The organism is Chimaeribacter californicus (assembly GCF_002858675.1).
In the GTDB taxonomy this organism is placed as follows: Bacteria; Pseudomonadota; Gammaproteobacteria; order Enterobacterales; family Enterobacteriaceae; genus Chimaeribacter; species Chimaeribacter californicus.
Map to the genome: position 1 here is coordinate 121,242 of NZ_PJZF01000002.1, position 14,797 is coordinate 136,038.

General features: G+C 57.8%; 10 protein-coding genes. 4 read left to right on the plus strand and 6 right to left on the minus strand.

From position 1 onward, the window contains the following. Positions 1 to 276: 276 nt before the first annotated feature. The 4 genes from lpdA to pdhR all read right to left on the minus strand — a co-directional run bounded on the left by lpdA (position 277) and on the right by pdhR (position 7,444). The gene (gene lpdA / locus CYR55_RS03590; protein ID WP_101814792.1) at positions 277 to 1,701 is read right to left on the minus strand and encodes a dihydrolipoyl dehydrogenase; all 1,425 of its coding nucleotides are present in this window, start codon (positions 1,699 to 1,701) and stop codon (positions 277 to 279) included. A 249-nt stretch (positions 1,702 to 1,950) separates the two neighbouring features. Then, positions 1,951 to 3,879 (minus strand): pyruvate dehydrogenase complex dihydrolipoyllysine-residue acetyltransferase, encoded by a 1,929-nt coding sequence (aceF, locus tag CYR55_RS03595; RefSeq protein ID WP_101814793.1) that lies wholly within the window; start codon positions 3,877 to 3,879, stop codon positions 1,951 to 1,953. Positions 3,880 to 3,894: 15 nt separating this feature from the next. Further along, complete coding sequence (gene aceE, locus CYR55_RS03600) at positions 3,895 to 6,558, minus strand: pyruvate dehydrogenase (acetyl-transferring), homodimeric type (protein ID WP_101814794.1); 2,664 nt, start codon at positions 6,556 to 6,558, stop codon at positions 3,895 to 3,897. A gap of 121 nt (positions 6,559 to 6,679) precedes the next feature. After that, on the minus strand, positions 6,680 to 7,444 hold the full coding sequence (gene pdhR, locus CYR55_RS03605; RefSeq protein ID WP_072928879.1) for a pyruvate dehydrogenase complex transcriptional repressor PdhR: 765 nt from the start codon (positions 7,442 to 7,444) through the stop codon (positions 6,680 to 6,682). A 650-nt stretch (positions 7,445 to 8,094) separates the two neighbouring features. Here pdhR and CYR55_RS03610 point away from each other — a divergent pair. From CYR55_RS03610 to CYR55_RS03620, 3 genes are all read left to right on the plus strand, one after another. Then, positions 8,095 to 9,447 carry an amino acid permease gene (locus tag CYR55_RS03610; RefSeq protein WP_101814795.1) on the plus strand — a complete coding sequence of 451 codons (1,353 nt, stop codon included), beginning with the start codon at positions 8,095 to 8,097 and terminating at the stop codon, positions 9,445 to 9,447. Between the two features lie 275 nt (positions 9,448 to 9,722). Continuing rightward, positions 9,723 to 11,153 carry a glycoside-pentoside-hexuronide (GPH):cation symporter gene (locus CYR55_RS03615; RefSeq protein WP_101814796.1) on the plus strand — a complete coding sequence of 477 codons (1,431 nt, stop codon included), beginning with the start codon at positions 9,723 to 9,725 and terminating at the stop codon, positions 11,151 to 11,153. After that, the gene (locus CYR55_RS03620) at positions 11,150 to 12,106 is read left to right on the plus strand and encodes a glycoside hydrolase family 43 protein (RefSeq protein ID WP_101814797.1); all 957 of its coding nucleotides are present in this window, start codon (positions 11,150 to 11,152) and stop codon (positions 12,104 to 12,106) included. The genes CYR55_RS03615 and CYR55_RS03620 overlap by 4 nt, the downstream gene beginning before the upstream one ends. A gap of 161 nt (positions 12,107 to 12,267) precedes the next feature. Here the strand turns inward: CYR55_RS03620 and ampE are convergent, their stop codons facing one another. Beyond that, positions 12,268 to 13,122 carry a beta-lactamase regulator AmpE gene (gene ampE, locus CYR55_RS03625; protein ID WP_101814798.1) on the minus strand — a complete coding sequence of 285 codons (855 nt, stop codon included), beginning with the start codon at positions 13,120 to 13,122 and terminating at the stop codon, positions 12,268 to 12,270. A gap of 44 nt (positions 13,123 to 13,166) precedes the next feature. Next, positions 13,167 to 13,718: a 1,6-anhydro-N-acetylmuramyl-L-alanine amidase AmpD gene (gene ampD / locus CYR55_RS03630; RefSeq protein WP_101814799.1), complete on the minus strand. Its 552-nt coding sequence runs from the start codon at positions 13,716 to 13,718 to the stop codon at positions 13,167 to 13,169. A 128-nt stretch (positions 13,719 to 13,846) separates the two neighbouring features. Between ampD and nadC the strand changes: the two genes are divergently transcribed. Beyond that, positions 13,847 to 14,737: a carboxylating nicotinate-nucleotide diphosphorylase gene (gene nadC, locus CYR55_RS03635; RefSeq protein WP_101814800.1), complete on the plus strand. Its 891-nt coding sequence runs from the start codon at positions 13,847 to 13,849 to the stop codon at positions 14,735 to 14,737. Positions 14,738 to 14,797 lie beyond the last annotated feature (60 nt).

A 14,797-nucleotide genomic window follows, 5' to 3' on the forward strand; every position in this document is an offset into this window, starting at 1 on the left:
CCTGATGAGATTTTTTGCCTTTCAACGCTCGACTTCATGAAACACCACAGCACTACGGTCAATCACCTGGACTGTAAGGGTACAGCGCCCGGTTCCGCCCAGCCAGCATATCAGGATTTGAATCGGTTGTTAATTCGTTCACATAAAAGCAACATTAAATCTTTGCTGAATCGTTGACCACAGGGGAATCGTCTGAGGCCATGGCAGGCGGGGAACCGGAATAAAAAAACGGCGCCTTTCGGCACCGTTTTTATCATGCTGAACCGGGGCGGGAAATTATTTCTTCTTCGCTTTCGGGTTCGGCAGGTCGGTGATGCTGCCTTCGAAGATCTCAGCGGCGAGACCTACGGATTCATGCAGCGTCGGGTGCGCGTGGATGGTCAGCGCGATGTCTTCGGCATCACAACCCATCTCAATCGCCAGGCCGATTTCGCCCAGCAGCTCGCCGCCGTTGGTGCCAACCACGGCACCGCCGATCACACGGTGGGTCTCTTTGTCGAAGATAAGCTTGGTCATGCCGTCTGCACAGTCAGAGGCGATGGCACGGCCGGAGGCTGCCCACGGGAAGGTGGCGGTCTCGTAGCTGATGCCCTTCTCTTTCGCTTCTTTCTCGGTCAGGCCAACCCATGCCACTTCCGGCTCGGTATAGGCGATGGACGGGATCACTTTCGGGTCGAAGTAGTGTTTCTTACCGGAGATCACTTCCGCAGCCACGTGGCCTTCATGCACGCCTTTGTGCGCCAGCATCGGCTGGCCGACGATGTCACCGATGGCGAAGATGTGCGGCACGTTGGTGCGCATCTGTTTGTCGACGTGGATAAAGCCACGGTCGTCCACTTCAACGCCCGCTTTACCGGCATCCATCAGTTTGCCGTTCGGCACACGGCCGATCGCCACCAGCACCGCGTCATAACGCTGCGGTTCAGCCGGGGCTTTCTTGCCTTCCATGGTGACGTAGATGCCGTCTTCTTTGGCTTCTACCGCCGTCACTTTGGTTTCCAGCATCAGGTTGAACTGCTTGCTGATGCGCTTGGTGAAGACTTTCACCACGTCTTTGTCCGCCGCCGGGATCACCTGGTCAAACATCTCAACCACGTCGATTTTAGAGCCCAGTGCGTGATAAACGGTGCCCATTTCCAGGCCGATGATACCGCCGCCCATCACCAGCAGGCGCTCAGGCACTTCTTTCAGCTCCAGGGCGGACGTCGAATCCCACACGCGCGGGTCGTCGTGCGGAATGAAAGGCAATTGGATCGGACGGGAACCCGCCGCGATGATGGCATTGTCGAAGGTGATGGTGGTTGCACCATTTTCGCCTTCAACCTGCAGGGTGTTGGCACCGGTGAATTTCCCGAAGCCGTTGACAACTTTCACCTTACGCTGTTTGGCCATGCCGGAGAGGCCGCCGGTCAGCTGGTTAATGACCTTCTCTTTCCAGGTACGGATTTTGGTGATGTCCGTTCTCGGCTCGCCGAACACCACGCCATGTTCCGCCAGTGCTTTGGCTTCTTCAATGACTTTGGCGACGTGCAGCAGCGCCTTGGAAGGGATACAGCCCACGTTCAGGCAGACACCGCCCAGCGTGGAATAGCGTTCAACCAGAACCGTTTCAAGACCTAAATCAGCGCAACGAAAGGCCGCAGAGTAACCTGCAGGGCCTGCCCCAAGTACCACAACCTGGGTTTTGATTTCTGTACTCATCATGACCTCTTAATTGATTGTCCGGCGGGTCAGACGTCAGTTTTGTCGCTTGTAGAATTCATAACGCCCTTCATCCACCGGGACGCTTACACCGCGAGCAGTTTACAGAATTGTTAACAACCTGCAAAGCAAGTTCGAGTGTTCAGTGTCTTAGCGATCGGGTTACACCAGGTTATACACCCGATGAAACCGGCGGCGACCATGCCGATGCCAAAAAACTCAGGCCGGCCCGAAGGCCGGCCTGTGCGCTTACATCACCAGACGGCGAATGTCAGACAGCATGTTATTGATGATGGTGATGAAACGCGCACCATCAGCCCCGTCAATCACGCGGTGATCGAAGGAAAGAGACATCGGCATCATCAGACGCGGTGTGAACTCTTTGCCATTCCATACCGGTTCCATGGCGGATTTAGACACACCGAGGATCGCCACTTCCGGCGCGTTCACGATCGGCGCGAAGTGCGTCGTCCCGATACCGCCCAGGCTGGAGATAGTGAAGCAACCGCCCTGCATTTCGCCGGCCGTCAGTTTACCATCACGCGCTTTTTTGGAGATGGTCATCAGCTCGCGGGACAGCTCCGTGATGCCCTTCTTGTTCACGTCTTTAAAGACCGGAACCACCAGGCCGTTCGGGGTATCCACTGCCACACCGATGTTGATGTATTTCTTCAGCGTCAGCTTCTGGCCATCTTCAGACAGCGAGCTGTTGAAGCGCGGCATCTGCTCCAGCGCCGCAGCCACGGCTTTCATGATGAAGACCACCGGGGTGAATTTCACGTCCAGTTTGCGCTTCTCTGCCTCGGCATTCTGCTGCTTACGGAAGGCTTCCAGCTCGGTGATGTCGGTTTTGTCGAAGTGCGTGACGTGCGGGATCATCACCCAGTTACGGCTCAGGTTAGCACCGGAGATTTTCTGGATGCGGCCCAGCTCGACTTCTTCGATCTCACCGAACTTGCTGAAGTCCACTTTCGGCCACGGCAGCATGCCCGGCAGGCCGCCGCCGGTTGCCGCAGCGGCAGCCGGGGCAGACTCAGCGCGTTTCACCGCGTCTTTCACGTAGCTCTGGACGTCTTCGCGCAGGATGCGGCCCTTACGGCCGGTGCCTTTCACTTTGCCCAGGTTAACGCCGAACTCACGCGCCAGGCGACGGATCACCGGCGTGGCGTGGACGTAGGCATCGTTCTCCGCGAATTCGCCTTTGGCTTCCGGCTTGCTTTCGGCTTTCGCCGGGGTCGCTTTCGGCACGTTGGAATCCTGCTCGGCTTTCGCCGGGGCGGCGGTTTCCTGCTGTTTCGCGCTGCTCTGCGCGGCCGGGGCGGCACCTTCCACCTCGAAGATCATGATCAGGGAGCCGGTTTTCACTTTGTCACCGGCCGCGATCTTGATCTCTTTGACGGTACCGGCGAACGGTGCCGGCACTTCCATGGAGGCTTTGTCACCTTCTACGGTGATCAGAGACTGCTCAGCCGCAACCTTGTCGCCGACCTTGACCATCACTTCGGTGACTTCTACTTCATCACCGCCGATGTCCGGCACGCTGACCTCTTTGTTGGCAGAACCGCCCTGCGCTTGCGCAGGCTCGGTTTCACCGGCCGGTTTCGGCGCGCTCTGCGGCTGTTCTGCCGCGCCTGCCACTTCAAACACCATGATCAGGGAGCCGGTGCTGACTTTGTCGCCGGTCGCGATCTTGATCTCTTTCACGGTACCGGCGAACGGGGCCGGCACTTCCATGGAGGCTTTGTCACCTTCCACGGCGATCAGCGACTGGTCAGCCTCGACCTTGTCACCGACTTTCACCATCACCTCGGTCACTTCCACTTCATCGGAACCGATGTCAGGGACGTTGACTTCTTTGCTGGCGCCTGCGGCGGCGGCGGCCGGTTTCTCTTCCGCTTTCGCGTCAGAGGCCGGGGCAGCCGGGGCTTTCTCTTCAGAGGCCGCACCGGCCTCTTCGAAGGTCATGATCAGTTTGCCGGTTTCGACTTTGTCGCCCACGGAGACTTTGATCTCTTTCACCACACCCGCCTGCGGGGAGGGCACTTCCATTGAGGCTTTGTCACCCTCAACGGCGATCAGCGATTGTTCAACTTCAACCTTATCGCCAACCTTCACCATCACTTCGGTGACTTCAACTTCATCTGCACCGATGTCCGGTACGTTGATTTCGATAGCCATCTTTTCTCTACCCTCTTATGCCAGACGCGGGTTAACTTTGTCAGCATCGATGCCGAATTTGGTAATCGCTTCTGCCACTACCTTGGTGTCGATATCGCCACGTTTTGCCAGTTCACCCAGTGCAGCCACCACCACGTAGGAGGCGTCCACTTCGAAGTGGTGACGCAGGTTTTCACGGCTGTCGGAACGGCCGAAACCGTCGGTACCCAGAACGCGGAACTCGCTGGCCGGGATGAAGCTGCGCACCTGCTCGGCAAACAGTTTCATGTAGTCGGTCGAGGCCACGGCCGGCGCATCGCTCATCACCTGGGCGATGTACGGCACACGCGGCTCTTCAGACGGGTGCAGCATGTTCCAGCGCTCGCAGTCCTGGCCGTCACGCGCCAGTTCGGTGAAGGAGGTCACGCTGTAGACGTCAGAGCCCACGCCGTACTCTTTCGACAGGATCTCTGCCGCTTCACGCACATGGCGCAGGATGGCACCGGAGCCGAGCAGCTGCACTTTGCCTTTGCTGCCTTCCAGGGTGTCGAGTTTGTAGATACCCTTGCGGATACCCTCTTCGGCACCTTCCGGCATGGCCGGCATGTGGTAGTTCTCGTTCAGCGTGGTGATGTAGTAGTAAACGTTCTCTTGCGCTTCACCGTACATACGCTCCAGGCCGTCATGCATGATCACCGCCACTTCATAGGCGTAGGCCGGGTCGTAGGAGATACAGTTCGGGATGGTCAGCGACTGGATGTGGCTGTGGCCATCTTCGTGCTGCAGGCCTTCGCCGTTCAGCGTGGTGCGCCCGGAGGTGCCGCCGACCAGGAAGCCGCGCGCCTGTTGGTCGCCCGCCAGCCAGCAGAGGTCACCGATGCGCTGGAAGCCGAACATTGAGTAGTAGATGTAGAACGGGATCATCGGCAGGTCGTTGGTGCTGTACGACGTCGCCGCAGCCAGCCAGGAGGAGGCAGCGCCCAGTTCGTTGATCCCCTCCTGCAGGATCTGGCCTTTCTCGTCTTCACGGTAGTAGGCCACCTGCTCGCGGTCCTGCGGGGTGTATTGCTGGCCGTTCGGGCTGTAAATCCCGATCTGGCGGAACAGCCCTTCCATCCCGAAGGTACGCGCTTCGTCAGCGATGATCGGCACCAGACGATCCTTGATGGAATCGTTTTTCAGCATCACGTTCAGCGCACGCACGAAGGCGATGGTGGTGGAGATCTCTTTCTTCTGCTCTTCCAGCAGGGCGGAGAAATCTTCCAGCGCCGGCAGTTGCAGCGACTGGGTAAACTTCGGCAGACGGGTCGGCACATACCCTTTCAGGGCCTGACGGCGCTCATGCAGGTATTTGTGCTCTTCCGAACCCTCTTCGAATTTGATGAACGGCAGGCTTTCGATGTTTTCGTCCGTGATGGTCACATTGAAGCGATCGCGGAAGTAACGCACGCCTTCCATGTTCATCTTCTTCACCTGGTGGGCAATGTTCATGCCTTCCGCGGTGACGCCCATGCCGTAACCTTTAATGGTATGGGCCAGGATAACCACCGGCTTGCCTTTGGTCTCCTGCGCTTTTTTCAGCGCGGCGAAGACTTTCTTCGGATCGTGGCCGCCACGGTTCAGCGCCCAGATCTCGTCGTCGCTCAGGTCTTTCACCAGCGCGGCGGTTTCCGGGTATTTGCCGAAGAAGTGCTCACGCACGTAGGCACCGTTTTTGGACTTGAAGGTCTGGTAGTCGCCGTCCACGGTTTCGTTCATCAGCTGGATCAGCTTGCCGCTGGTGTCTTTACGCAGCAGCTCGTCCCAACGGGAACCCCAGATGACTTTGATCACTTCCCAGCCGGCGCCGCCGAAGATGCCTTCCAGCTCGTTGATGATCTTGCCGTTACCGGTCACCGGGCCGTCGAGGCGCTGCAGGTTACAGTTGATCACGAACACCAGGTTGTCCAGTTTCTCACGGGTGGCGATGGTGATCGCGCCCTTGGATTCCGGCTCATCCATTTCGCCGTCACCCAGGAAGGCGTAAACGGTCTGCTCGGAGGTGTCTTTCAGGCCGCGGTGCTCCAGGTATTTCAGGAACTTCGCCTGGTAGATGGCGCTGATCGGGCCAAGGCCCATCGACACGGTCGGGAACTGCCAGAATTCCGGCATCAGTTTCGGGTGCGGGTAAGAAGAGAGCCCTTTGCCGTGTACTTCCTGGCGGAAGTTGTTCATCTGCTCTTCAGTCAGGCGGCCTTCCAGGAAGGCACGTGCGTAAACGCCCGGGGAGATGTGGCCCTGGAAGTAGACCAGGTCGCCGCCATCTTTCTCATTGCGCGCACGGAAGAAGTGGTTGAAGCAGACTTCGTAGAAGGTCGCGGAAGACTGGAAGGACGCCATGTGGCCACCCAGTTCCAGGTCTTTTTTCGACGCGCGCAATACGGTCATCACGGCGTTCCAGCGGATGGCGGAACGGATGCGGCGCTCCAGCTCCAGATTACCGGGATACTCCGGCTGGTCTTCCACGTTGATGGTGTTGACGTAATTGCGTGCGGCGGCACCGGCAGCGACCTGAACGCCACCTTTACGTGCCTCTCCCAAAACCTGATCAATCAGGAACTGAGCACGCTCAACACCCTCTTCACGGATGACCGATTCGATCGCCTGTACCCAGTCGCGGGTTTCGATCGGATCCACGTCATTATTTACACGTTCTGACATGGTGGGATTCCTTATCTTCTCTATACGTTGGTGTAATGGAGCCTGTCTTCCTGTGCTCTGAGGCAGAACACACGAAGACAGGCCCGTTATGGGTTGCCGCTATCAGTGCTTAACTAAGCGCTTAATCCCTGCGTTGCTGGAGACGGCGCAGCGAGCGCTCTCGCCGGCTGTGTTCTCTGCTGAGATCCAGCAAAATTTCCTCAATAAACGCCAGGTGCCGGTGCGATGCCTCACGCGCCTTTTCCGGCTCGCGGGCCACTATCGCCTCAAAAATGCCGGCACGGTGGCTGCTCACTTTCGCCAGCATCTCGCGGCGTGAGTAGAGCAATTCAAAGTTCTGTCGGACGTTCTTTTCCAGCATCGGGCCCATGCAGCGTAGCAGGTGCAACAGCACCACGTTATGCGCCGCCTCGGTAACTGCCACCTGGTACTGCATTACCGCGTCTGCCTCGGCATCCAGATCGCCGCTGTCCTGCGCCTGCTGGATAACCAGATGGCAATCGCGGATGCGCAGCAAATCTTCCTCCGTCCCGCGCAGGGCCGCGTAGTATGCGGCGATACCCTCCAGCGCGTGGCGGGTTTCCAGCAGGTCGAATTGTGATTCGGGGTGGTCGGCCAGCAGTTCAGCAAGCGGGTCGCTGAAGCTTTGCCACAGGTTTTTTTGGACGAAGGTGCCGCCGCCCTGACGCCGCAGGAGCAGCCCCTTGGCCTCCAGACGCTGGATGGCCTCTCTGAGAGAAGGACGCGACACATCAAACTGTTTCGCCAGCTCACGCTCCGGGGGTAATTTCTCGCCGGGACGCAGTGTCCCTTCCAGAATCAAATACTCCAGTTGCTGCTCAATCACATCCGATAATTTGGGCTGGCGGATCTTGCTGTAGGCCATGTTATTCTTCTCACCGGAAAGCGCGTAGTAAATTGGTAATACCAATTTATAAAACGTGCCCGTAAACTAACAAAGTATTCACCTTCTGTCCATATCGCACGAATGAAAAGCGCCTGGCTCGCACATTTTAACAAAGTTTTTACCTACCTAAATCAAAAGCCCCGCCCACGCTTGGTATGACCATTTTTGATGCAGATCAAGTTTTAACTTTTATGAAACAAATAAGCGTGACTGCTGAAACGTGGCAACCTGCATAACCCTGCCTGAACATCCTGAATTTGCGCATAACCATGCAATGGTCATGTTGCCGGCATAACACAGCATGGCCGTCGCCCGAAAAAAAACGGTCTTACCATTAATACTCTTTAACCGAATTATTCATGCCGGTGATGACCATTCGATGACCATGCCGGCACAGCCTCTGGATTTCTCCACGCCTGCACTAACCGGACGCTAATTAAACAGTTACATTCAGAAACCAAGTGCAAATTTTTCCGCTTACCACTATTCTGGCCGCAACGGTAGCGCACGGCGTTTCTTCCTTTCCCGCGCATCGTAAACCCATTAATACAACAACTGTAATTATCGCCTTACAAGCGGCGTAAGCTGCCTCTGGTAAGGCGTTTGCTCCAAGTGACAGAGGACAGTAAATGGATGAAAAACAGCATGGCGACGAGCTGAAGCGTGGGCTGAAAAATCGCCACATTCAGCTTATTGCTCTGGGTGGTGCTATTGGTACCGGGCTTTTCCTCGGCATCGCACAGACAATTAAAATGGCAGGCCCCTCCGTGCTGCTGGGGTACGCGGTCGCGGGGTTTATCGCCTTCCTGATCATGCGCCAATTGGGTGAGATGGTGGTTGAAGAGCCGGTCGCCGGTTCCTTCAGCCATTTCGCCTATAAATACTGGGGCAACTTTGCGGGTTTCGCTTCCGGCTGGAACTATTGGGTACTTTACGTGCTGGTCGCCATGGCGGAACTCACCGCTGTCGGCATCTATATCCAGTACTGGTGGCCGGAGATCCCGACCTGGGTCACTGCCGCCGTGTTCTTTGTGCTGATCAACGCCATCAACCTGACCAACGTCAAAGTCTATGGCGAGATGGAGTTCTGGTTCGCCATTATTAAAGTGGTGGCGATTGTCGGCATGATCGTGTTCGGCGGCTGGCTGCTGCTGAGTGGGAGTGGCGGCCCGGAAGCGACCGTGACCAACCTCTGGGCGCAGGGCGGCTTCTTCCCGAACGGCATCGGCGGGCTGATCATGGCAATGGCGGTGATTATGTTCTCCTTCGGCGGGCTGGAGCTTATCGGCATCACGGCGGCAGAAGCGGATAACCCGGATGTCACCATCCCGAAAGCCACTAACCAGGTGATCTACCGTATCCTGATCTTCTATATCGGCTCGCTGGCGATCCTGCTGTCACTCTACCCGTGGGGCAAAGTGGTGGAAGGCGGCAGCCCGTTCGTGCTGATTTTCCACGCGCTGAACAGCAATGTGGTGGCGACGGTGCTGAACATCGTGGTGCTGACGGCGGCGCTGTCGGTGTATAACAGCTGCGTCTACTCCAACAGCCGTATGTTGTACGGCCTGGCGAAACAGGGCAACGCCCCGAAAGCGCTGATGAAAATCGATCGCCGTGGCGTACCGGTGGCGGCGATTGGTATCTCCGCGCTGGCGACCGCGCTCTGCGTCGTGATCAACTACCTGATGCCGGGCAAAGCGTTTGAGCTGCTGATGGCGCTGGTGGTTTCCGCGCTGGTGATTAACTGGGCGATGATCAGCCTCGCGCACCTGAAGTTCCGCAAGGTCAAACGCCTGCAAGGCATTGAGCCGAAGTTCAAGGCGTTCTGGTACCCGTTCAGCAACTACCTCTGCCTGGCCTTTATGGCCGCGATTCTGGTGATCATGTACCTGACGCCGGGCATCCGTATTTCGGTGCTGCTGATCCCGGTCTGGCTGATTGTCCTGGCCATCGGCTTCAGGTTCACCCGCAAACGCGGCTAATGCGGTTAGCGCGGTTAGCGCGGTTAGCGCGGTTAGCGCAATATTGTGTGATAGCCCGGCTCAGGCCGGGCTTTTTTATGCCCGCTTCCCGCTGCCCGCCGTTAACCCTGTTAATAAATAAGCAAGTTTGTTGTTAACTTGCTAACAATCTCACACTTTCACCAGCGTGACTGATTTGTCCATCTCTATAACCATCGGCTTCTGCATAGTGTGCGGCAGAGGGCGCAATAATCGTCGCCTGACAGCAGTTTTTATCCATCACGGAGAAAAGATCCATGAAAGGTGGGGCGCTTTCGATTAAAGAGAAGATTGGCTATGGGATGGGCGACGCCGGCTGCAACATGATTGGCGGCGCCATCATGCTCTTTCTCAACTATTTTTATACCGATGTGTTTGGCCTGGCGCCGGCGCTGGTGGGCGTGTTGCTGCTCTCCGTACGGGTGATTGATGCCGTCACTGACCCGATTATGGGCGCGATTGCTGACCGCACCGAAAGCCGCTGGGGGCGCTTCCGCCCCTACCTGCTCTGGATTTCAGTGCCCTATGTGCTGTTTAGTGTGCTGATGTTTACCACCCCGGAGTGGAGCTATAACAGCAAGGTGATCTATGCCTTTGTCACCTATTTCCTGATGTCCCTGACTTATACCGCCATCAATATTCCTTACTGTTCACTGGGCGGCGTGATCACCGCTGACCCGCATGAGCGCGTCTCCTGTCAGTCCTACCGCTTCTTTATGGTCGGCATTGCTACCCTGATCCTCTCCTCTACCCTGCTGCCGATGGCGGAATGGTTTGGCGGCGATGACCGGGCGCGCGGCTACCAGATGTCGATGGGCGTGATGGCGGTGATTGCGCTGTTTATGTTCTTGTTCTGCTTTGCCACCGTGCGTGAGCGCATTCAGCCGGCGGTGCCGAGCCGTGATGCGCTGAAATCTGACCTGAAAGATGTCTGGAAAAATGACCAGTGGGTGCGCATTCTGCTGCTGACGCTGTGTAACGTCTGCCCCGGCTTTATCCGTATGGCCGCCACCATGTACTACGTCACCTGGGTGATGGGGCAGTCCGCCTCTTTTGCCAGCTTCTTTATCAGCCTGGGCGTGGTCGGCATGATGATTGGTGCGGCACTGGCGAAACCGCTGACCGACAAGTTCTGCAAGCTGAAAGTGTTCTTCTGGACCAACATCGTGCTGGCCATCTGTTCCAGCGGCTTCTACTTCCTTGACCCGCATCTCACCAACCTGATTCTGGTTGCCTATTTTGTGCTGAACATCCTGCACCAGATCCCTTCCCCGCTGCACTGGTCACTGATGGCCGACGTGGATGACTACGGCGAATGGAAAACCGGCAAACGTATCACCGGTATCAGCTTCTCCGGTAACCTGTTCTTCCTGAAGGTCGGGCTGGCAATTGCCGGGGCGATGGTCGGTTTCCTGCTCTCGTTCTATGGTTATGATGCCGGGGCGAAACAGCAGAGCGCCTCTGCCGTGAACGGCATTGTGCTGCTGTTCACCATCATCCCGGGTGTAGGCTACCTGATCACCGCCGGGGTGGTACGCCTGCTGAAGGTTGACCGCAGCCTGATGGCACAGATTCAGCTTGATTTGGAAAAACGCCGCCAGAATTACCGTGAACTGGCGGAGTACCAGGGCAGCAAACACCGTGAGGGTGCCGCCCTGATTGCCGCAGATAAGGAGCCGCAGGCATGACCGCAACACGTTACCCTAACCCGCTGATTACCCAGCGTGCCGACCCGTTTATCTATCGTCATGATGACGGCCATTACTACTTTATCGCTTCCGTGCCGGAGTATGACCGGCTGGAGCTGCGCCGCGCGCCTTCGCTGGAGGCGCTGGCGACGGCCGAGCCGTACATTGTCTGGCGCAAGCCGGAGCGCGGCCCGATGAGCGCGCTGATCTGGGCCCCGGAGCTGCACCGGGTTGACGGCAAGTGGATTATTTACTTCGCTGCTGCGCCGTCAAAAACCATCGTTGATGGGCTGTTCCAGCACCGGATGTACGCGCTGGAGTGTGCGGATGACGACCCGCTGCGCGGCCGCTGGATTGAACGCGGGCGCATCCATACCCAGTTCGACAGCTTTTCGCTGGATGCCACTACCTTTGAACATCAGGGGACGCGCTACTACCTGTGGGCGCAAAAAGACCCGGCCATCCGCGGCAACTCCAACCTTTACCTGTGTGAAATGGAGAATGCCTGGCGGCTGAAAGGCACCCCGGTAATGCTGAGCAAACCGGAGCTGGAGTGGGAGACGCGCGGCTTCTGGGTTAATGAGGGGCCGGCGGTGGTGGTACATGGCGAACGGATTTTCATTAGCTATTCCGCCAGCGCCACCGACGAGAACTACTGCATCGGCCTGCTCTGGGCAGATATTCACAGCAACCTGATGAACCCGGCCAGCTGGCATAAATCCCCGACACCGGTCTTTACCACCAGCTGGGAGAACCGCCAGTTCGGGCCGGGGCATAACAGCTTTACCGTTAACGCGCAGGGCGGTGATGTGCTGGTTTACCATGCCCGTAACTACACCGAGATTGAGGGCGATCCGCTCTACGATCCCAACCGCCATACCCGCATCAAAGATCTGGAATGGGACAAACAAGGCATGCCGGTCTTCGGCGTACCGCCTGCGGACAACCGCTGACGGCATGCGGCTTTGCATCAGATAAATGATGTGGCTGATGCAGAGAATGGCGCCTCTTTCCACACGGCGCCCTTTCACCCTGCCCACAAAAAAGCACGGCGCGCCGTGCTTTTTTATTCCCGGTTTTCTCTGCCGCTGCCCGGCCTCGCCGTCAGGTCAGGTCAGGTTAAGGTGCCGTAAATGGTCAGCAGCGCCACCACCACCACAATGATCATCGTCACCTTTTTCGCCATGGTCACTGCGGCGCGCGGCGTCTGAATCGGGTCCAGATGCGGCTCGCGTGCCAGTGAGAACTGAGCCAAGCCGGTCAGTACGGTATATTGCGATGTATGGCGATCCCACACAGAGGCAAACCACGCCGGCAGTGCCCGTTCACCGTGCCCCAGCAGTGCATAAGCGACACCGGCCAGCCGCACCGGTACCCAGTCCAGCAGATGCAACAGCGCATCAATCCCGGATTGCGCCCGCAGCAGCGGGGTACCGTGCCGTGCCAGCCAGCTCTGGTAGGCGCGCAGGAACGCATAACCCGCCAGGGCCAATGGCCCGTAAGGCCCGCACAACACAAACCAGAACAGCGGAGCCAGATAGTAACGGAAGTTAATCCACAGCAGCGCATTTTGCAGCTCACGCAACCGCAGCTCCTGGGCACAGTCCACCGGCAGCCCGTGAATCAGTGCCAGTTCGCCTGCCAGATGCTCACAGGCATGGGCATCCCCCTGCCGTGCTGCTTTCAGGTACGCGCGGTAGTGGCGGCGCTTGCTGCCGGCCCCAATGCACAGCAGGCCAATCAATACCCACAGGATCAAGGTCAGCACGCCGAAGAACAACCCATGTACCACCCACAAGATGCCCCACACGACGCCGAGCCAGCACAGCAGCATCAGCACCGTTTTTGGCCATGACGCGCCACGGGTTCGTTGAAAAACCTGTTCCAGCCGGTGGTCCAGCTGCCAGTGTTCGCCCAGTTTAAACAGGCGCTCCCATGCTAAAACCAGCAATAAAGTAAAAAGCGTCATCTGCCGAAGTATCCCCTTATTTCACGCATATCCAACCGGGTGCCTTACGGCTGCACGGCCCTGAGTCGCTGACGATAACCGGCCCAGTCGAACGCCGGGCCGGGATCGGTTTTGCGCCCCGGTGCCACCTCACTGTGACCGGTAATGTTTTCTACAGTAATAGGATACGCGCTAATTAACAATTCGCTGACCTCTGTCAGGCTCCGGTACTGCGCCTCGGTAAACGGCAGCGTGTCGGTGCCTTCCAGCTCAATGCCGATGGAGAAATCGTTGCAGCGCTCACGCCCCTGCCATTGTGATACGCCCGCGTGCCAGGCCCGATCATTGAAGGAGACATACTGCACAATCTCGCCATCGCGCCGGATCAGGCAGTGCGCAGCGACCCGCAGGGTATGAATCTCTGCAAAGAACGGGTCATCCTGCGGGTTCAGCGTGCCGGTAAACAGCTGGTCAATGTAAGGGCCGCCAAACCGGCCGGGCGGCAGGCTGATATTATGTATAATCAACAGGTTCGGCACGGTATCCGCCGGGCGTTGATCACAATGCGGCGACACCACCTTTCTGACCCCGGTCAGCCACCCTTTTTCCAGTTCCATGCTTCACCTCTTCCCGTGCACCGGGTATTGCCTGTGGCCGGTACGCATCACGGCCCGATATGGTACTTATCCGGGCAACAGGGTAGCATGTTTCCCCTACCCCCTAATCCGCCATTTCGGAGATTTTCATGCCAACCCGCAGCTACAGTGCCGAGAGCCGCCGGACTGAATTACTCAACCGTATCCAACATGATATTCCTTACCTGGTTGCCCAGGCGTTGCGTGAAGATCTCGGCGGCGATGTGGATGCCGACCGCGATCTGACCGCGCAATTGCTGCCGGCGGACAAGCAGGCCGAGGCCACCATCATCACCCGTGAGGCCGGCGTTTTTTGTGGTGCGCGCTGGCTGAATGAGGTGTTCATCCAGCTTGATAACAAAGTACACGTCACCTGGCATGTCAACGACGGGGATCGTGTGGTGCCGAACCAGCTCCTGTGCGAACTCAGCGGCCCGGCCCGCCTGTTGCTGACCGGCGAACGCACCGCCCTTAACTTTATCCAGACGCTCTCCGGCGCGGCCACCGAAGTCAGCCGTTATGTTGACTTACTGGAAGGCACCCGCACCCAGTTGCTCGACACCCGTAAAACCCTGCCCGGCCTGCGTACTGCACTGAAATATGCCGTGCTGTGCGGGGGCGGCAGCAACCATCGCCTCGGCCTTTCTGATGCTTTCCTGATCAAGGAAAACCACATTATTGCCTCCGGCTCCATCAAACAGGCCGTGGAAAAGGCGTTCTGGATGCATGCTGACGTGCCGATCGAGGTAGAGGTCGAAACCCTCGACGAACTGCGCCAGGCACTGGATGCCGAGGCAGACATCATCATGCTGGACAACTTCAGCCTGGAGATGATGCGTGAGGCCGTTGCCCTGGCCCAGGGGCGTGCCAAGCTGGAAGTGTCCGGCAATGTCACCGATGTTACCCTGCGCCAGTTTGCCGAAACCGGGGTGGATTACATCTCCGTCGGTGCCCTGACCAAGCACCTGCGGGCAATGGACCTCTCCATGCGCTTCCGCTGAGTGACCGGCTCCCGGCCGCCATACCGGGAGCCGTTGCGCTGTTATACGCTGCTTTTTTTC